This window comes from Anaerohalosphaera lusitana (assembly GCF_002007645.1).
GTDB lineage: Bacteria > Planctomycetota > Phycisphaerae > Sedimentisphaerales > Anaerohalosphaeraceae > Anaerohalosphaera > Anaerohalosphaera lusitana.
In genome coordinates this window covers 1,012,514-1,030,362 of record NZ_CP019791.1, presented here as the reverse complement: position 1 = coordinate 1,030,362, position 17,849 = coordinate 1,012,514, and the positions used below count along the sequence as shown (strand labels likewise).

The following is a 17,849-nucleotide window of genomic DNA, read 5'->3' as shown; positions in this document are numbered from 1 at the left end:
GGTTATATTGTTGCGAAGTCGGTGAGGATTTTGTCGGCTATTGGGAGGGCCTGGGGGGTTAGGGCTAGGTTTTTGCTTTTGTTTTTGAGGGTTAGCAGGCCTGCGCGTATGTTGTGGTCGATCTCTTTTGCGAAGAGATCTCGGAGGTCGTGGTGCGTGCGGGATTTGTATTCGGCCAGGTCTATGCCTGCGGTTCGGCGGAGGTTGAGGACAGCGGTTTCGCAGGCGGTTTCGAGGTCGGTGGGTGTGTGGGTTTCGGTTTGCGGGGGCAGGTCGTTCTGCTGCAGGGCGGAGATGTAGGCGGGGATGTCGGGGGTGTTGGTTGAGCGAATTCCTTTATAATAGCTTGCGGCGGCGGGGCCTATGCCTATGTACGGGTCGTTGGCCCAGTAGGTGAGGTTGTGGCGGCAGCGGCGGTGCGGGCGGGCGAAGTTGGAGATTTCGTAATGGTCGTACCCGGCGGCGGTGAGCGTGTCGATTGTGAGTTCGTACATGCGGCGGTCGGTCTCTTCGTCGGTCGCGGTGAGTTCGCCCGCTTCGAGGGCGCGGTGGAACGGCGTGCGGGGTTCGTAGGCCAGGCTATAGGCGGAAATGTGCTCGGGGGCCAGCGCGAGGACGGCGTCGAGCGATCGCTGCCAGTCGGCGAGCGTCGAGCCGGGCAGTGCGAAGATCAGATCGAGCGAGATGTTTCCATAGCCCGCGTCGCGGGCGCTGCGGACGGCGGCGGTGATGTCGTCGGCGGTGTGCGTTCGGCCGAGCAGTGCGAGTTCGCGGTCGCAGAACGACTGCGCGCCGACCGACAGCCGGTTGACGCCGTGGTCGCGAAGGCCGGTAAGCAGGGACGGCGTGAGATGGTGCGGGTTGGCTTCGACGGTGAATTCACGGCTGTCGGGCGTGATGCGGAAGTGATTGTGGATCGCGTCGATCAGGCGGAGCAGGTCGGCGGGCGGGATGCAGGTCGGTGTGCCGCCGCCAATGTAGACGGTGGTGATCGGCTGGGCGGGGTCGCAGCGGCGGAGGTGGGCGATCATGGCAGTGACGAGCTCGGCGGTGGTGTGGCGTGAGACGGGTTCGGAGTAGAAGGCGCAGTAGCGGCACTTGGACGCGCAGAACGGTATGTGGCAGTACAGGCCGGCGGGTTCGGGTTGTCGCGGTTGAGCGGTCATGGGTGTGGATTGTAGTTAGTTCGGCTGGGGATTGCAAGTGGGGGCCGGCGGCTTTGGGGCGCAATGAGTCTTCAGATACAACATTGAAACCTGTATTTTACTGTCTCCAAACAGAACAGTATTTCCAGAAAACGCTTCTTGCCGCCGGGAGCAACGTTCAAGGATTTGGGATTGTAACCGATTTGGTTTGCGATTTACAGCATTTTGCGAAAATGTGTTTTTTATGTGGGGGGGGCGTGGGCTGGTGGTGCATCAAGATGGGCTGTGTTGACTGATGTTGTTAGCGTTGGGTTTCCGGACGCGCTGATCAGAACGAAAACAGGTCACTGTGGGGATGTTAAATATATTGCTTTCATTGCGATTTTATGTATAGTTAGAAATTGTGAGTTTTTGCGTTTTCAATTGGGAATAATGTGGAAATGTATCTTGTGTCATCACTGATGTATGCTACTCAACGAATCATTCTTAGGGTAAAAAGGCCAAGCGAGGATAGTTACTGTGGCAGACGCTCTGGCCAAATGGGATGGTTGTTAGCAGATGTGAGGTGGTAAGTTTGGCAAAGATGAAAAATCCGCTGCGTCGCTGGTCGCGAGTGGCAACATTTTTATATTTTCTATATTGTTTTAAAGCTGTATACGATATATACGTGTACAGCGGGAATGATACTGTTCTTGGGAGTCCGGCTAGCAGTGGGGGTTGGATGGCCCCTGTCGTTCCATTTGGGTTCTTAGGCACTGCTGCGTTTTTATGGTTTTATAAGCGTCGTATGCGATATGCCTGGCATGCCTTGATGGCTTCGGCCATTGCGATTCCTTCAGTTTACTGGTTCTGTTCCTATGCCAACATCTATTATCAGGATCCCGGGCTGAATGAAGTGGACTTTGCTGTGTGGCTGTATTTGCTTTGGCACTTCTACGGGCTTAAAAGGCCGTATGAAGATTATCTTGCCAGAGTAGGCTTGCCAAGTTTGTGTTAGATCTGTTGCATATAAGACGGATGGCGTTTTCTTATTGAAAAAACGAATGCGGCGATGCATACAAGCTTTTGGCTAGCTCATCCCATTGCCGAACCGTATACTAGCCAATGCAGGTGCAACTTGTCGCGGATTGGGTTCGTTGCCTCCCCCAATCACTAGCAAACTCCAGCAGTTACCGAACTGCTAGCGAAAAGTTGTTTATCAATTTCGAAAAATGTTTTTTCGAATCGCGAGAGTTCCGATTCCCAGCATTGCGAGTGTGGCTGGTTCGGGTACGATTTGGATGTCAGTATATTTACGTGAAGATCCTTCAAGCCAGTACTTAGCGCCAATGAAATTGTCGGTGGTTAACCCTGCTGATATTTGAGCCCAGGGAGTCAAGGTTCCGGCAGGCCTGCGTACGCCGTTAAGCTCTGCGTAGATAGTCTCGCCTACAAAACCTGTACGCCATTCCGGTATGATGCCGCCATATTCTGCAAATAACGGATTGGTGGGTGAATTGTCAAAAAAGTGGTTTACATCCTCGCTAACTTGACCCGTTTCGCTGTCATAAAAGTCCACGCCTAGTCCAGTTACATTTGCACCATCAGTATCTACAAGAACTAATCCGGTCAGGGTGTTATATTGCACGAGGGGTATGCCGTCCCCGGTGATGAGGTTTGCGGATGCGATTGCGGGTAAAAATGAAAACAGAATGAGGCCCAAAATGCTTGTGCGATTCATTTGTGTTATCCTTAAATTGAGTTTAGTTGATGCACAAAAATAGCATAGCAGGAATTAAGCGTCAAGTATTTCTATTATGAATAGTGGATATTGAAGCAGGGACAGTCATTTAACTTTGGTTGGCCAATTTCTTTCCCAGAACTGCTTCCAATTGAGCCGCTGAGTCGGTTGTCCAGTTACATCTTGCACATATGCATCGATGTCGTCGTCCAGGTATGCTTTTAGAGCCTCTGGATTGCCCCCGTTAATCAACATTTTTCTCACTTTAATGCGCAACTTGATCAACTGATATTCTTCTTCAACCAGTTCTTTCTCCTTTTGGCACAGAGCCGTAGTGCAATCCATTAAAAGCTTTTTATGTAAAGCGTTGCCTATGCCGAGAGATCCTACTGGAAGTGAATCCGAGAGAAGAGATAAGTATTTTCTGGCTGCAAGTTCAGGTGATTCAAGCTCCTCCACGGAATAGGCAAAATCCTGAATAAATTTTAAATTATTTAACAAACAAAGATGTCGGATCAGAAAATCCATCTCTACTGGCGATGTACGCTGAAAAGCTGAAAATTTGGCAGTCCGATCACCAAGCAGCCCCATTTCCTGGACAGCCGTATGTATTCTCGCCTTAAAGCCCCGGGCATAGGTAGTGACCGTCTCGCTGTTGAAAGCTTTTTCACAGGAATTTTTGCATTCGGTCCATTCTCCCTTGCGCCATGCATCTTCTGCAGCTATCATCCAAACAAAGCCGTTATCCGGGCACAGTTCCAAAAGGTCCGTGGGGGTCTGTTTGGCTTTTGCATTGTCATCCAGCGAAGCCATAAACCGGATCAGTGCCGCTCTTTTTGCATGGTAAGGCAGCACTTCTTTACCAGCCGCCCTGGAATCCCACTCGTTTAAAAAGACATCCAGCTTTTCGAGCATTCGTTCTTCTTCGAAAGAAGTTGAGCCAACACAGCTGAATACAAATTCTGCAGCACCAAGTAAACCCTCTTCACTAAAAACTCCGAGGTCCTGAACATCGAGCATCGCTTTCGTAACGGCTTTAACGTCTTTACTATACCCCTCTATTCTGTAATTATCCGATGCCTCCGAGCAACTGGCTAAAGGCATCACGAAACAGAAAACCAAAGTCAAAAATTTATTCACATTAGGCCTTTCGTATTAGCGAAAAGTATGATTGTATTATTCTTAAATTGAATTTAGTTGATGAACCATGATAGCATAGCAGGAATTAAGCGTCAAGTATTTCTGCTATTAATACAGGGACCTGCGAAAAAGGGAAGTGACTGGAGGGTGGATGGGTAACTCAGCAGGTGACTGCCATTGAAAACCGCCGGCTTTGAGATAAATTATGAAACCGGAGCCTCCGTGCATTGGTTATAATCGGGTTTGTTGGCCCTACGATTTTCGCGTGGTCGTCTCGTGGACGCCACAATAACCTTATATACAGGAGGCTCCTATGGACAAGTATATCGGATTTGACATCGACAGCAAGAAAACAGTGGCATGCGTGGTTCAAAAAGGCAAAAAAGATTGTTTCTCGACCTTTGAGACGGATCCTGAGAAGATGAAGCAGTTTCTCAAACAGCAAGGCAGCAGGGGTGATCGGCTGCATCTGACCTTCGAGATCAGCGGTCAGGCAGGATATCTGCACGATCAGCTCAGAGGTCATGTCCAGGATGTGACTGTCTCGAATCCGACACGGATGACCTGGATATACCGCACGAGCAAGAAGAACGACCGGATAGATGCCCGCAAGCAGGCGGTTCTGCTCAGCATTGACGAGGTGCCGAAGGTGCATATGCCCAGACTGGAAGTCCGTCAATGGCGAGTGACGATCCAGCACCGCAGGAAGATGGTCAGCAGGGTCTGTCAGGTCAAAAATCGCATACGGGCGATCATAAAGGCCAACGGCTTCAGTCGGCCCGTGGAGTCTGGAAGCTGGTGGAAGTTGGCCAATCGTTTATGGATGCGCGGTCTTGCGTGCTTTGAAGCTGATGCTGAACAGCTTTGGCGGATGAGTCTTGCGGATATGCTTGAGGAATTGAATATGCTAGAGTCGCAGCTCAAGCGGGTTACGAACTACCTTGACAGGTATCTGGCAGGCCAGAGTGGCGGTAAGCTGCTGATGAGTGTGCCTGGTGTTGGGCCACGCACTGCTGAAGCAATTCTGGCTTATACTGACGACATACGCAGGTTCAGACGAACGAAACAGTACTGTGCTTATTTTGGTTTGACGCCTAAGCTTGATGAGAGCGGCTCTACTCGTCGACTCGGGCATATCAGCAAACAGGGTCCCAGCGTTGTCCGCTGGCTGCTGGTTGAAAGTGCCTGGCAGGCTATCAGGAAGAGTCCTGCGCTGAAGGCGTTTTATGAGAAGGTAATGAACGGGCAGAAGGGTCGCGGCAAGATCGCCGCAGTTGCAGTGGCTCGTAAACTGTTGAGTATAATGCGCGCGATGCTGGTCAATGGTGAGCTTTTTAATGAGGAGCTTGTCGGCCGGTCTTGCGGTTTTGATATGAGAAAATCGGCTTAGGATGTATTGAAGGTTGGCGGGATGAATTTAGAGGACCCTGTACGTGGCGATGCGAACCTCTTGGTATCGCGTCTGAGAGAATAGGGCCTCTTTACCGCAGGCAATTTGATGTGCCGTCTTCGTGATGAGCACGAATAGGAGCGTGGGCAGCCAACCCGAAATACGTCCCGCCGTATTTTCCCCTGCGGCCCCATGGCTGTCGTGAAGGGGCACACAGGAGAAAATACTCTGTATGCATGAATGGATACAAAAATGTTTAGAAATGTTTGCGAGAATCTGTTGACAGGCTCCGGTTCATAGGATCGCCACGTCACCTTCGGCTCCTCGCGATGACAGACGTTTTTCCCGGTTTGCGCTGATGTTGCCGCGGGCTGAAGACCCACACATAACAGGCCTTCGATTTTGCAGGGCGGCATGGGCCAGTTTGGGTGCATGCGTTTGTTTGGTTTGGCTGGTCGCTATGACAGCCGGTGGGTTGATCTGCGTGGTATTGCGCGAGAAAATTTAGAATCGCTTCGCGGTGCTGTTTTATGCTGGGTTCCCGCCTGCGGCGGATGGCAAACTTTGTCGTTGCTCGGGTTGGGGCGTGCATGCGATTATGTTTGGTTTTGCTGGGCGTATTTGTTTGATTTGGCTGGCGTTGGGTTCTCTGGATCCCAAATCAAGTTTGGGATGACAGATCGTTCGGGTTGCCTGGGAGGGGGTTTGCTTTGCACCATTTTATTACTGAGTCGAGGGTCTGGTTGAGGTCGGTGTCGGGTTGGTAGCCTATTGTTCGGCGGATACGTTCGAGGGAGGGGACTCGGCGGAGCATGTCGTCGAATGGTCGGCCGTAGGCTTTCTGGTATGGGATGTAGTTCTTTCGGCTGCTGCTGTTTGTGCGGGCGATGATCATGTTGGCTAGTTCTTCGATGGTTACTTCTTCGGTGGAGCCGATGTTGTAGACGCGGCCCTCGGTGCCTTCGGTGGTGACGAGGGCGATAAGTGCGTCGACGACGTCGCCGACGTAGGTGAAGCAGCGGGTCTGTTTGCCTGTGCCGTAGATGTTTATGGGTTCGTTGGCGAGGGCTGCCTGTACGAAGCGGGGGACGACCATACCGTACTGGCCGACCTGGCGGGGGCCGATGGTGTTGAACAGGCGGGTGATGATGACTTCGAGGCCGAACTGGTCGTGGTAGGCGAGGGCGAGGAATTCGTCGATGGCCTTGGAGCAGGCGTAGGACCAGCGGGAGAACATTGTGGAGCCGAGGACGGTGTCGTCTTCTTCGCGGAACGGGACCTTTTCGCTTTTGCCGTAGACTTCGCTGGTGGAGGTTATGAGGACCTTTTTGCGGTGTTTCGAGGCGAGGTCGAGGATTGTTTCGGTGCCGTGGATGTTGGTCTGTATGGTGTGGACGGGCTTTTCGACGATGAGCTTTACGCCTACGGCGGCGGCGAGGTGGAAGACGATGTCGCAGGATTCGATGAGCGGGGCCATGAGGTCGGCGTCGCAGGCGTTGGCCTTGACGAACTCGAAGTCGGGGCCGGCGTGGAGTTTGGCGAGGTTTTGTGCCCTGCCGGTGCTGAGGTCGTCGACGACTGTTACGGAGTGCTGCTGTTGTACGAGCTTTTCGGCGAGATGGGAGCCGATGAAGCCTGCGCCGCCTGTTATTAGTGCTTTCATGTGTATGCCCTCGTGGTTTAATTATCGTCCCGTGGGGTGATTATACATGAAAAGTGATGAGTTGGGAAGTGTTGTGATTGTTTTGGTCAATCGGTTAATAACGGACTGCATTGAGTTGGGCCGCCGCAGAATTTAACAGCCGCGCCTCCAACGTACTATCCGTTGGGTCCATTCTCGGCGGACCGTGAAATTATGCGGCTGGGGTTGGCAAACGGATGAAGGCTATTCAGGTATTGATCAGGGCATCTGTGAATTGCAGAAGCCTGCGAGTTCGGCAGCGACTTCGTCTATGAGGTCGGGCTGTCTTGCGGCGGCGGCCTTGTTGAGGTCGTGGGATGAGTTTTCGAAGAACTCGATGCCGCTGGTTCCCGCGATGTCGTTGAGGATCTGTGAGACTTTATCGATGAACTCCCAATCGTTTCGCTGGGCGGCACCTTTGAGGGACCGGGAGATTCTGGACAGTTTTTCAAGCAGCGGCCTGAGCTCGGGGGGGAGCTGCTGATCATTCGATCGATTGGTGCTCGAACTTTCTGGGGGGCTGGTATGGGGGAGCATGTCGCTGACGGTATTTGCGAGGGCCTTGCGGGTGAGGGGTTTTGGTAATTGCCTGATGTTTTCAGGATCGGTCGGGAGAGTGTCGGTCCGGCCGAGCAGGATTGCGGGAAGTTCATGTGGAAGAGCCTGGAGCGTCTGTTCGGTGGTCAGGTCGCTGTCGATGATCAGCAATGCTGGCCTGATGCGCTGGAGGGTTTGGAGGAGTTGTGCGGATTCATGGAACGAGCGTAGGTGGTAAGGTGTGGATCCGAGACAGGCTGAGAGGAGCATGCTGTTGTGGGAGTCGTTGGTGAGTACGAAGACTTCGTTTACGGCAGCGGTCGGGGCAGCGATGTGGGCAGGTTGTTTCGGGGCTGCGGGTTTTTGGAAAGACGAGTGCTGCAGGGGCAGATTGATGGTGAAGGTGCTGCCTTTGCCTGGGGCACTGTCGAGATCTATTGTGCCGTTTAGCAGGTCGACGAGTTTTGCGGTGACGGCCAAGCCAAGCCCTGTTCCGCCGTATTTGCTGGAGGTGGTGATGTCGGCCTGGGCGAATGCGTCGAAAATCATTTCCTGTTTGTCGGCGGGGATGCCTATGCCTGTGTCCCGAACGGAAATCGCGAGTGAGTGTTTTCCGTCGGTTTGGATGGCCTGGGCGCAAAGGCAGACGGAGCCTTGTTCGGTGAATTTGACGGCGTTGCCGAGAAGGTTGATCAGGCACTGCTTGAGGCGGGCCGGGTCCGTTTGAACGTTTGCGGGCAGGCCGGGCCTGAGATTGAGCTTGAGGTCGATCCCTTGTGCATTGGCCTGGGGCTTGAGAAGATTGAAGACATTGGTGAGCAATGCTTCGATAGAGACAGGTTCGTTCTGGACGCTCAGTTTTCCGGCTTCTATCTTTGAGAAATCGAGAAGGTCGTTGATCAGATCGAGGAGGCTGTTCGAGGCAGAAGATATCATCTGGACGCAGTGTTTCTGCTGGGTGCTGAGGGGTTCGTCCTGCAGGAGGTCGGCAAAGCCGAGGATGGAGTTTATGGGCGTTCTTATTTCGTGGGTTACACTTGCGAGGAACCTGCTTTTCGTTTCGCTGGCTTTTTGGGCCTTCTCAGCAAGCTCGTTGGCCTCTCTGGCCGATTCGGCAAGTCGAGAGTTTACGGCTTCGAGTTGTTCGCGGGCCTTTGCGAGATTTTCGTCGGAAATTTTTCGGTCAGTGATGTCCAGTGCGAAAACGATAACGCCTGCGATGTCACCGCTGCTGTCTTTGTATGGAATTCGGTCAACGAGTGCATATCTTACATTGTCAAGATGGTTCTTGAAGCATCGCACATCGCCTCTGATGGTCTCGCCGGATTCGATGACGGCCAGGTCCTTGCTTCGGGCGGTCTGGGCGGCTGAGGAAAAGATGTCGTAGTAGTTCTTGCCGATCAGGTCCTTGACCCTTTTGCCTACGGACTCGGCGGCTGTTTTGTTGGCACGAAGGATTGTGCCTTCACGGTCCCGGTACCAGATGGCGGCAGGGACCGAATCGAAAATGGTCATGAAATCGGAACGGGTGTTCTTGAGCAACTGTTCGGAGTTTCTGAGTTTTGATTCCAGGACTTCACAGGCGGAATCAGAGTTCGGCATCCGTGAGGCTCTACTCCGAATCGCATTACAAATGGAGCGGGGGAGTACTTCGTGCATACCCTTGTTCTTGACGATATAATAATCGGCGCCGAGTTTGATGGCTCGGATGGAGGTGTCGTTATCATCATTTCCTGAGATTACAACGATCGACACGTTAGGATCAATATCGCGAATTTTCTCGAGTGTTTCGGTTCCAGCGCTGTCGGGCAGGCCCAGGTCCAGCAATATGTTGTCAAAGCTATTTTCGCGCAAGAGCTGTCGGGCGCTTGCCAGGTTCGGGGCAGCTTGTATGTGGCACCTGGCCAGATCGCTGCTTTTGCGCAAAACTCGTTCGACGAGTTCTCTGGCCGAGGGGTCGTCCTCGACAATCAGCACGCGGATATTCTCTTGATATTGCATATTATGCCTGGTGACTATAGACACGCCTTTGTAATTAGTGCTGGGTTGAGGCGTTGTCTGATTTGTTCCTGTCCATGAAACATTTAGCTATTGCTGAATTTTGTTCAGACGCTTGTAAGACCTTCCTTGATGGCATATTTTGTGAGGCTGGCTACGTTGTGCATCTTCAATTTTTCCATGATATGTTCACGGTGTGAGTCAATGGTTTTTGCACTGACGCTGAGCTGGGCGGCGATTTCTTTTGTCGTAAGGCCCTCTGCGACCATTTGGAGCACTTCTTTTTCGCGAGGCGTGAGTATATCGCGGCCGATCTTTTTGGGATCGGAAATCATGTTCATGTAGTCGGCGAGGACGACTTCGGATGTTCTGGAGCACAGATACGTTTTGCCCTGGAGCATAGTTTCAATGGCCTGTTTGAGCTCTGAGAATGCGGATTCTTTGAGCATGTATCCCAGTGCGCCTGCTTTGAGCATTTTGACGACCATCGACCTGGTGGAGTGGGTAGAAAGGCCCATGATCTTTATATCCGAATTGGCGGCTAGCATTTTTCTGGCCGCTTCGATGCCGTTGAGGCCGGGCATGGAAATGTCCATAATTGCGATATCAGGCTTTAGCTCCTGAACCATTTCGATCGCCTTGCGTCCGTCCGAGGCTTGTCCTACAACTTCCAGATCATCACATTTGCGAATCAAGGCGCAAAGTCCTTCGCGCATGATCTCATGGTCGTCCGCCAAAATTATTCGAGTGGCCATACATTTCTCCATAAATCTGTAATTCAGGTGCGCGGCTGCGATACTGTAAACGCGCACAATCTCCATTTATTATTATATCGGCAAAAAGGTAAAATCCTAACAATATCGCCGCAAAAATGTGCTACATGCTGCCTTGATATTTGTCCGAGGTGATCAGGACAGATAATCCAGGGGCTCGTAACTTTTGTGATTAGCCGCGATTGAGGTTTTCACCTTTTTCAGTTGAGACTTGAGTTGTCTGCTTTGTATATTATCCTCCTGCTGCTTATCGGGTGATGTTTCCGGATCGCTTTGATCGACGGAAAGCTTTCTGTCCCTGTGCCTTTTTGCGTACTCGATGGACCTGGGCAGGCGACGACGCATGAAATCGCCCTTGACGAGGAAATAGTCCGCTCCATGTTCAATGCACCGCAAGCCGATATCCTGATCGTCCAGTGCGGACTGGGCAACGATGGGTATATCCTGATCCATGCTGCGCACCGCGGCAACGGTTTCGATGCCTCGGCTGTCAGGCAAATTGAGGTCGAGGATCATGGCATCAAATTTTTTCTGCAGCAGCAGCGCTTTTGCCGCACCGATATCCGAAGCCATATCAAGTTTGTATGCGGCATTGTCTGCTCGCGACAGTGCCTTCTCAATGAGTCGACGGGCAGCGGGGTCATCCTCGACAAGCAAGACATGTGTTGTGTTCCTGCTCATTTGCCTCCAATCCTAAAACACCATAAGCATCAGTAAAAATACGATGGTACTGTATCTTAAACAGGAATTGCGGGCGGTTCAAGAAGTATTTTAAATGATTATAAAATACATTTGAAGAAAGAATTTATGTCCTACAATAGGTCAAACAGGACCGCTGTATTTGCAGTATGTCCGGTCGGATTCCCAGACCTTAACATGAGCCAATCTTGCCGTTGCGAACTTGTCTTTGAGACAGTCCCATGCGTAGACGGCGATGTTTTCGACAGTAGGGTTGAGTTCGGCGAAACGGTCGACGTCGCTGTTGAGGTTTTTGTGATCGACTTTCGCAATGAATTCGTCGGTTACGACCTTTTCGTAGTCGGCTATGGAGAATTCAGGCGATGCGGCAGGCTTTTCGACGGTCACCTCGATGATGTAGTTGTGGCCGTGGCCCGAAGGGTTGGCGCATTTGCCGAAATGCTGGAAGTTTTGCTCGTCGGAAAACTTTGTGTTCCAGAGCTGGTGCGATGCGGCGAAATCGAATTTTTCTGTGAAGTAGATCATTTCGGCATCCTCGGAAATGATAGAGATTTTGCGGTATGGGTTCAGGTCAAGTGCCAGGCTGTGCAGGGTGACCTCATCGAATCTGTCTTCTATTGCAGCCCAGGCATCTTCCAATATCTCGGTAAGATCGGTGAGGCTGGTATGGGCCCCGCGTCGGAACCTTTCAGTGATCCTGCCTGCGATTACAGGTATGCCGTAGCGGCGGATAATAGTATCGATCTCGGCGACGTTAACCACGAAGCCAGTGTCCGGGTCGAGATCGGAGCAGAGTTCCACCCAGAGGGAGAGGAATACGGCAAGACCTTCTCCGGCGGGCTTTGATGCGAAGGAGTTGCTGCCTCGCGGTGTCTGTTCGAGGAAGGGATTGACCGAGAAGCGTATCTGTCGATTGAGTCTGTGCATTTGGTGTCCTTAGTCGCCGCGTATGAGGCTGAGAACTTCGCTTCGGCTTCGCTGGTCGCTTTTGAATATTCCGCGGAGTGCGGAGGTGACCATCATTGCGCCGGATTTCTTGGCACCGCGAATGGTCATGCAGCCGTGTGTTGCTTCCATTACTACTGCGGCACCCATCGGCTGGAGTTTTTCCATAATGAAGTCCGCGATCTGGCCCGTGCAGCGTTCCTGTACCTGAAGGCGATGTGCGAAAGAGTCGACGATGCGGGCGAGTTTGCTGACGCCGATCACTCGGCCGTCGGGCAGGTAGGCAACGTGGGCCTTGCCGATGAAGGGCATGAGATGGTGTTCGCATACGCTGTAGAACGGGATGTCGCGGAGCAGAACTATTTCGTCATATCGTTCCTGGAAAACGCGGAGGTGCTGTGACGGATCGCTCTTCCAGCCTGCTAGCAGTTCCTCGTACATGCGGGCCACCCGGCTGGGTGTGTCGCGGAGGCCTTCGCGGTCCGGATCCTCACCTATTGCGTTTATTATTTCCTTTACCGCGTTTTCGATGCGGGGCAAGTCGAAGTTGTTTTCGTTGTTGTTTTGCTCTGTCATGTCATTTCCTGATAAAGCTGCCTGGGGATCAGGCATTGGTTACGTATTCGGTGAGCAGGCGAACGCCGAAACCGGGGGAGCCGGGGCTGCCGATCTTCGAGCCGTCCGTGAATATTTCTACGCCTGCGATGTCAATGTGAGCCCATTTTGCGTCGCCTGCGAATTCTTTGAGGAAGGCCGCTGCGGTGCAGGCTCCGCCGCCTTTGCCGCCGGTGTTTTTTAGGTCGGCGATCTTGCTTTTCATCTGTTCGAGGTACTCCGGGCCGCTGGGCAGGTGCCAGACTCGTTCGCCGCTTTTGTCGGCGGCCTGTTTGAGCTGGTCGATGAGCTTGTCATCGCTGCTCATTAGGCCGGCCATGTGTTTGCCGAGGGCGACCACGCACGCGCCGGTGAGAGTTGCAACGTCTACGATGGTGTCGCACTTGAGCTGGGTTGCATGGTGGATGGCATCGGCGAGGATCATGCGGCCTTCGGCGTCGGTGTTCTGTATCTCGACGGTTTTGCCGCTCATGGTGGTGACGATGTCGCCGGGCCGGTAGCTTGTACCGGAGGGCATGTTCTCGGCTGCGGGGATTATGCCGTAGACTGTTGCGGCGGGCTTGAGTTTGGAGATGGCCTGCATCGCGCCCAAGACACACATGCCGCCGCCTTTGTCGAATTTCATGTCGTGCATGCCCGCGCTTGGTTTAAGACTGATGCCTCCCGCGTCGAAGGTGACGGCCTTGCCGACGAGTGCGATATTGCGTTTTGATTTTGTCTTGCCTGTGGGGGAATACTTGAGGACGATCATGCAGGGTTTTGTTGCAGAGCCGCCGCCTACGGCGAGTATGCCGCCAGCTTTTTTCTGCTTGAGCTGTTTTTCCGTTATGACGGTGCAGGTCAGGCCCGGGATGTCGGAGGCCATCTTACGGGCGGTTGATGCGAGCGTTTTGGGATTTATGATGTTGCCCGGTCGGTTGGCGATGGTGCGGGCGAAAGATTGTGCCTGGCCGATGATGTTTCCGGCTTTGGCGCCTTTGCCGAGTTTGCGGGCTGCTGACTGGTCGGCATCGGTGAGCAGGACATTGAGTTTGTTGAGCCGACTGTCTTTTTTGCTGACGAATTCGTCATAGCGGTAGCCGCCCATGTAGATGCCTTCGGTGAGCGTCTGACCGACGTCGGTGAGGTCGAACTTTGCGGGCAGGTCCTGATGGATCGCAAGTGCGAGGGTTCTGGCCTTTAGGTTGACAGCTTTGTCTGCTGCGTGTGCGGCGGCCTTGCGGAGCTTGCAGGAGGCGAGTTCTTTTTTCTCGCCCAGGCCGACGAGCAGTACGCGGGGAGCGGTAATCCGGCCGTTTGTATAGAGTACGGCGGTCTTTCCAAAACCGCCCGTGAAATCTTCCATGCCGAGCAGATTGCCGATCTCGCCGTTGAGCTGTTTGTCGATATCTTTGGCGAGGCCCGCAGGCTTTTTGCTGTCAGAGAATATGCCGACCGCGAGAATATCGGCCTTGATCTGTGAGGGATCGGCTTTGCGTGTTTTTACGGAAATGTCGATGGCTCTTTTTGGCATGGTCGTGTTCCTCTGTGAAATATATCAGGCTCGTTTTTTGTTCTTCTTGTTGCTCTTGTATTTGAGATAGCTCTCGATGAACTTTTCGATGTCGCCGTCGAGTACAGCGTCGACGTTACCGGTCTGCTCGTCGGTTCGATGGTCCTTGACCATCTGGTACGGCTGCATGACGTAACTGCGGATCTGGTTGCCCCATGCTATCTCGCCCTTGTTGCCGTAGAGTTTAGCGAGCTCATCGTCGCGTTTCTGCTGTTCGAGCATGTAGAGACGGGACTTGAGCATCTTGAACGCCTCGGCCTTGTTTTTGTGCTGGCTGCGGTCGTTCTGACACTGTACGACGATGCCGGTGGGCAGGTGCGTTATGCGGACGGCGGAGCTGGTTTTGTTGACGTGCTGGCCGCCTGCGCCGCTTGCACGGTAGAAGTCGATTCGCAGATCGTCGTCCTTGAGGTCGATGTCGATATCGTCTTCGTATTCGGGCATGACGTCGACCGCTGCGAAGCTGGTATGGCGTCGGCTTTGTGAGTCGAACGGGCTTATGCGTACGAGACGGTGGACACCTGCTTCGCATACGAGTTTGCCAAACGCGAAGGGGCCGGCGACCTTGAGGGTGATCGAACGTACGCCGGCTTCTTCACCGGGCGTGGTGTCGAGCTCTTCGAATTTGAAGTCATTCTGCTCGAAATAGCGGGTGTACATGCGGAGGAGCATGGAAGCCCAGTCGCAGCTCTCGGTTCCGCCTGCGCCGGCGTGGATGCTGAAAAAGCAGTTCCGCATGTCGTCCGGGCCGGAGAGCATGGCTGCAACTTCGATGCGGTCGCAGCGCTTTTGCAGTTTTTCGGCATCTTCGGCGACGGACTGGAGGACATCCTCATCGCCTTCGTCTTCGGCGAGGATTAGCAGTTCCTGCAGGTCCTGGACCGAATTGGTGACTTCCTGGGCGGGTTCGACCATCGATTTGACGGCGCTTAGGCTGGTGACGATCTTCTGGGCCTGTTCGGGATCGTCCCAGAAGGAGGGGTTGGCCATCTTTTTTTCGTAATCCTGCTTTAGAGCGATCTTTGAAGGCAGGTCAAAGCCACTCCCGGATGTGTTGCACCCGGGCCTCCAACTCGCTGATAGTTGATTTGAGTTCTGTGATCTCTACCACGGAGAAAAACCTTTCTTTTGTGATTATCATGTTGTTGGCTGGACTTGCTTAAACAGCAAAAATGCAACAGCCAACTGGGTTTATAGCAGAAAAAGCGGGTGTTTGCAACGATAGTTATGCTTTTGGTGTATACCCTGCTTGATATTCGATGGAACGGACGGGATGTTCTGAATTTGGGCGGATGGCTTGGGAGAAAAGTGCCGGTTTAAAGCGAGAGGGCCGAAAGACCAACACGTCTTGAGGTCCAGCAGAGATTGTATAGGTCAAAAAAAGCCCGCTCACTGACCGTGAACGGGCTTTTAGTTTTTTGGTTTTTCAGCAAATTATTTGCGTCTGCGAGTCAGAACCAGGGTTCCGAAGCTGAGAAGTGCTATGCTGGTGGGCTCGGGAACCGCGGCGACTACGTCGACCGTACCTGTTTCGCCATTCTGGACGATCGCCTGACGGGTAGTCCATTCATCGGTGCTTTTAACCAGAAGTACGGCGCTGGTTGTGCCGGGTGCCAGATCGGAAAAGGCGAATGCCGAATTAAACTCGAACTGGACGGAATCTCCAGCGGCGACTTCGGCATAGAACGGAACTACGTCGATATTAGAGTCGAATTCGAAGGGCAAGGCCATGGTGGTGTAAGCGAGGCTGCCTTGAATTATGCCCGGAAAATCAGGCACGACGAAATTTTCGAGGGTAACATCGCTCTGATTGAAGAGCTGATAGGCGTATACATACTCGCTGCCATCGGAATAGACCGAGCTTGTAACGCCAACACCGGCCAGATCAGTATTATCCACACCAGCGTTAATGCTGTAGAGGAGCTGGTAGGCGCTGAAGTCGATCTGGTCGAAATTTGCGGTCGGGCCTGCGAAAGATATGCACGGCAAGGAAATTAGAGCTGCAACTGCTATCACTAGAATCTTTTTCATCGTTACTCCCCATTTTCTCAAAAACATTACCACATTCAGCACACACATTCTTGTCATTCGCGATTATACCATTTGTGGTAGGGTCGCGCCAATCTTTATTTTAGGATTTCAGGAGTAGTGCTCCCCGAAACAGGAAATTTTTCGCATTCTTTTGTTAGTGGCGCATTAGCAAGTCCGTTTTTTTCGCGATTTATGCACACACAAATCGGCACATTTAGCTTTTCACTTGCGGGCTGTCGGTTTAGGATGTGTTCAAAGTGAAATTTACGATCAAAAAGAGGAAAACGATGGCAAAAGAGCGATCTCAGTATCAGAAGAACGTGATTTCCAGATATTACGAAAATCTGGACAATATAATGCTTTCCAAGCTGCAGGAACTTGTAACGGAGCTTTATCTGGCGGATTCTAAGGCCAAACAGGATCGGCTATGGGAACGTGTGGAAAAAGCGATGGTCAAGCTCAAGATCAAGCCCGCAATGATCGAGCACATTATGAGCCAGAGATCGGTTACGGTGCTGGCGAAGAACCTGGAGGACTGGCTGAAAGCGTCGAAGAAATAAGTTTTTACGGCTAATCAAAAACTATTTGCGAATTCAGGCCAAAAATTGGGTAGCCCGGCACAAGTATGTGCGTATAATGAAAAGTATGGCGTAAATTGATTTGAAGACTTATTTTTGATAGGGGTGCTATTATGTTCAGGAATTTAGGATTAGCAACGCTTGTGGTTATATTGAGTGCCGGCGTGTTGATGATGAGCGGGTGCGAGAGCAAATCACAGACAGGCGCACTGATCGGTGCGGGTGCTGGTGCGGGTATCGGCCAGGCCGCTGGAGGCGATACTGAAAGCACACTGATCGGTGCAGGCATAGGCGGGGCCGCAGGTTATCTGCTCGGCAAACATCAGGAAGACAAACAGGAAGACGAAGATGAACGCGACCAGACATATCGGAATATCCAGAGTGACACTGTTACGGTATGGGTAACCAACAGCAACGGTTCGAAGACACCCGTGACTCTCGAGAAAGAAAATAACGGCTATGTCGGGCCGAAGGGCGAGTTCTATGAGACTATGCCGTCGGAAGCTGATCTGCGGAAAGTTTACGGCTTCTAACGGTTTCAGCGGGCAGAACATGATTACAGAGAATGATTATCAAGAGGAATTTGTGTAAAATTTCGCGAATTTCATTGAAAATCACGTGTTGAGCCGTATAATTTGCGGTTTTGACCATTTGAAGACGTTTCGATTCAGATAATTGGACAGTACAATGAAAAAAGGCATTCACCCAAAATACGATAATGCGAAGGTTCGCTGCGGTTGCGGAAATACTTTCGAGACACGCAGTACGGTAGATGACATTCACGCGGAAATCTGCTCCATGTGTCATCCGTTCTATACGGGTAAGCAGAAATATGTTGATACTGCAGGGCGTATCGACCGCTTTAAGAAGAAGTACGGCGGCGACTACTTCAAGAAAAAAGAAAAGAAGTAGCTATACTTACAACCACAACTTGCGCTGTTGGTCATGGTCTTACAGGTTATGTATCGGCAGCGCAATTTTTTTGTCCATTGCGAGCCCCCTGCTCACTCGATACCGCCCGAATCTGTAAAACGCTTTTTTGTTT

17 protein-coding genes are annotated in these 17,849 nt (G+C 52.2%); 5 read left to right on the top strand and 12 right to left on the bottom strand.

Annotated elements, in window-relative coordinates; genetic code table 11:
* Positions 1 to 2: 2 nt before the first annotated feature.
* Entirely contained in the window at positions 3 to 1,166 is a 1,164-nt protein-coding gene (gene hemW, locus STSP2_RS18010; RefSeq protein ID WP_146660225.1) for a radical SAM family heme chaperone HemW, read from the bottom strand.
* Between the two features lie 553 nt (positions 1,167 to 1,719).
* On the opposite strand from hemW, the gene STSP2_RS04435 reads away from it, so the two are divergent.
* A complete protein-coding gene (locus STSP2_RS04435) occupies positions 1,720 to 2,142 on the top strand; it encodes a hypothetical protein (RefSeq protein WP_146660223.1) in 423 nt (140 codons plus the stop codon).
* Positions 2,143 to 2,343: 201 nt separating this feature from the next.
* On the opposite strand, the gene STSP2_RS04430 is transcribed toward STSP2_RS04435, so the two are convergent.
* The gene (locus tag STSP2_RS04430) at positions 2,344 to 2,865 is read right to left on the bottom strand and encodes a PEP-CTERM sorting domain-containing protein (protein WP_146660221.1); all 522 of its coding nucleotides are present in this window, start codon (positions 2,863 to 2,865) and stop codon (positions 2,344 to 2,346) included.
* Positions 2,866 to 2,970: 105 nt separating this feature from the next.
* Positions 2,971 to 4,005 (bottom strand): hypothetical protein, encoded by a 1,035-nt coding sequence (locus tag STSP2_RS04425; protein WP_169852989.1) that lies wholly within the window; start codon positions 4,003 to 4,005, stop codon positions 2,971 to 2,973.
* Between the two features lie 313 nt (positions 4,006 to 4,318).
* On the opposite strand from STSP2_RS04425, the gene STSP2_RS04420 reads away from it, so the two are divergent.
* Positions 4,319 to 5,395, top strand: coding sequence for an IS110 family RNA-guided transposase (locus STSP2_RS04420; protein ID WP_146660217.1), 1,077 nt, complete (start codon positions 4,319 to 4,321; stop codon positions 5,393 to 5,395).
* 661 nt (positions 5,396 to 6,056) lie between these two features.
* On the opposite strand, the gene STSP2_RS04415 is transcribed toward STSP2_RS04420, so the two are convergent.
* The 9 genes from STSP2_RS04415 to STSP2_RS04375 form a co-directional block, all read right to left on the bottom strand.
* Positions 6,057 to 7,058 carry an NAD-dependent epimerase/dehydratase family protein gene (locus STSP2_RS04415; protein WP_146660215.1) on the bottom strand — a complete coding sequence of 334 codons (1,002 nt, stop codon included), beginning with the start codon at positions 7,056 to 7,058 and terminating at the stop codon, positions 6,057 to 6,059.
* A gap of 237 nt (positions 7,059 to 7,295) precedes the next feature.
* Positions 7,296 to 9,614 (bottom strand): ATP-binding protein, encoded by a 2,319-nt coding sequence (locus tag STSP2_RS04410; protein ID WP_146660213.1) that lies wholly within the window; start codon positions 9,612 to 9,614, stop codon positions 7,296 to 7,298.
* A gap of 104 nt (positions 9,615 to 9,718) precedes the next feature.
* Positions 9,719 to 10,366: a response regulator gene (locus STSP2_RS04405; protein WP_169852988.1), complete on the bottom strand. Its 648-nt coding sequence runs from the start codon at positions 10,364 to 10,366 to the stop codon at positions 9,719 to 9,721.
* Between the two features lie 153 nt (positions 10,367 to 10,519).
* The gene (locus STSP2_RS04400) at positions 10,520 to 11,065 is read right to left on the bottom strand and encodes a response regulator transcription factor (protein ID WP_146660209.1); all 546 of its coding nucleotides are present in this window, start codon (positions 11,063 to 11,065) and stop codon (positions 10,520 to 10,522) included.
* A 141-nt stretch (positions 11,066 to 11,206) separates the two neighbouring features.
* Complete coding sequence (locus STSP2_RS04395) at positions 11,207 to 12,010, bottom strand: 6-carboxytetrahydropterin synthase (RefSeq protein WP_146660207.1); 804 nt, start codon at positions 12,008 to 12,010, stop codon at positions 11,207 to 11,209.
* A gap of 9 nt (positions 12,011 to 12,019) precedes the next feature.
* Positions 12,020 to 12,604, bottom strand: a complete 585-nt coding sequence (gene folE / locus STSP2_RS04390) for a GTP cyclohydrolase I FolE (RefSeq protein WP_205848000.1) — start codon at positions 12,602 to 12,604, stop codon at positions 12,020 to 12,022.
* Positions 12,605 to 12,632: 28 nt separating this feature from the next.
* Positions 12,633 to 14,156: a leucyl aminopeptidase gene (locus tag STSP2_RS04385; protein WP_146660203.1), complete on the bottom strand. Its 1,524-nt coding sequence runs from the start codon at positions 14,154 to 14,156 to the stop codon at positions 12,633 to 12,635.
* Between the two features lie 24 nt (positions 14,157 to 14,180).
* A protein-coding gene (gene prfB / locus STSP2_RS04380; protein ID WP_236782731.1) for a peptide chain release factor 2 occupies positions 14,181 to 15,336 on the bottom strand; the annotation gives its coding sequence in 2 pieces (ribosomal slippage) (positions 14,181 to 15,230 and positions 15,232 to 15,336; 1,155 coding nt in all).
* A 293-nt stretch (positions 15,337 to 15,629) separates the two neighbouring features.
* Positions 15,630 to 16,226, bottom strand: a complete 597-nt coding sequence (locus STSP2_RS04375; RefSeq protein ID WP_169852987.1) for a PEP-CTERM sorting domain-containing protein — start codon at positions 16,224 to 16,226, stop codon at positions 15,630 to 15,632.
* A 287-nt stretch (positions 16,227 to 16,513) separates the two neighbouring features.
* Here STSP2_RS04375 and STSP2_RS04370 point away from each other — a divergent pair, with 287 nt between their 5' ends.
* From STSP2_RS04370 to rpmE, 3 genes are all read left to right on the top strand, one after another.
* Positions 16,514 to 16,786: a hypothetical protein gene (locus STSP2_RS04370; protein WP_146660197.1), complete on the top strand. Its 273-nt coding sequence runs from the start codon at positions 16,514 to 16,516 to the stop codon at positions 16,784 to 16,786.
* Positions 16,787 to 16,917: 131 nt separating this feature from the next.
* A complete protein-coding gene (locus STSP2_RS04365; protein WP_146660195.1) occupies positions 16,918 to 17,337 on the top strand; it encodes a glycine zipper domain-containing protein in 420 nt (139 codons plus the stop codon).
* A 154-nt stretch (positions 17,338 to 17,491) separates the two neighbouring features.
* Positions 17,492 to 17,716, top strand: a complete 225-nt coding sequence (gene rpmE / locus STSP2_RS04360) for a 50S ribosomal protein L31 (protein ID WP_146660193.1) — start codon at positions 17,492 to 17,494, stop codon at positions 17,714 to 17,716.
* Positions 17,717 to 17,849: the final 133 nt, after the last annotated feature.

Bases quoted from the DNA above. Each gene is read 5' to 3' on its own strand.
- hemW (WP_146660225.1), bottom strand. From the start codon at position 1,166: ATGACCGCTCAACCGCGACAACCCGAACCCGCCGGCCTGTACTGCCAC.
- STSP2_RS04430 (WP_146660221.1), bottom strand. From the start codon at position 2,865: ATGAATCGCACAAGCATTTTGGGCCTCATTCTGTTTTCATTTTTACCC.
- STSP2_RS04420 (WP_146660217.1), top strand. From the start codon at position 4,319: ATGGACAAGTATATCGGATTTGACATCGACAGCAAGAAAACAGTGGCA.
- STSP2_RS04415 (WP_146660215.1), bottom strand. From the start codon at position 7,058: ATGAAAGCACTAATAACAGGCGGCGCAGGCTTCATCGGCTCCCATCTC.
- STSP2_RS04410 (WP_146660213.1), bottom strand. From the start codon at position 9,614: ATGCAATATCAAGAGAATATCCGCGTGCTGATTGTCGAGGACGACCCC.
- STSP2_RS04405 (WP_169852988.1), bottom strand. From the start codon at position 10,366: ATGGCCACTCGAATAATTTTGGCGGACGACCATGAGATCATGCGCGAA.
- STSP2_RS04400 (WP_146660209.1), bottom strand. From the start codon at position 11,065: ATGAGCAGGAACACAACACATGTCTTGCTTGTCGAGGATGACCCCGCT.
- STSP2_RS04395 (WP_146660207.1), bottom strand. From the start codon at position 12,010: ATGCACAGACTCAATCGACAGATACGCTTCTCGGTCAATCCCTTCCTC.
- folE (WP_205848000.1), bottom strand. From the start codon at position 12,604: ATGACAGAGCAAAACAACAACGAAAACAACTTCGACTTGCCCCGCATC.
- STSP2_RS04385 (WP_146660203.1), bottom strand. From the start codon at position 14,156: ATGCCAAAAAGAGCCATCGACATTTCCGTAAAAACACGCAAAGCCGAT.
- STSP2_RS04375 (WP_169852987.1), bottom strand. From the start codon at position 16,226: ATGAAAAAGATTCTAGTGATAGCAGTTGCAGCTCTAATTTCCTTGCCG.
- STSP2_RS04370 (WP_146660197.1), top strand. From the start codon at position 16,514: ATGGCAAAAGAGCGATCTCAGTATCAGAAGAACGTGATTTCCAGATAT.
- STSP2_RS04365 (WP_146660195.1), top strand. From the start codon at position 16,918: ATGTTCAGGAATTTAGGATTAGCAACGCTTGTGGTTATATTGAGTGCC.
- rpmE (WP_146660193.1), top strand. From the start codon at position 17,492: ATGAAAAAAGGCATTCACCCAAAATACGATAATGCGAAGGTTCGCTGC.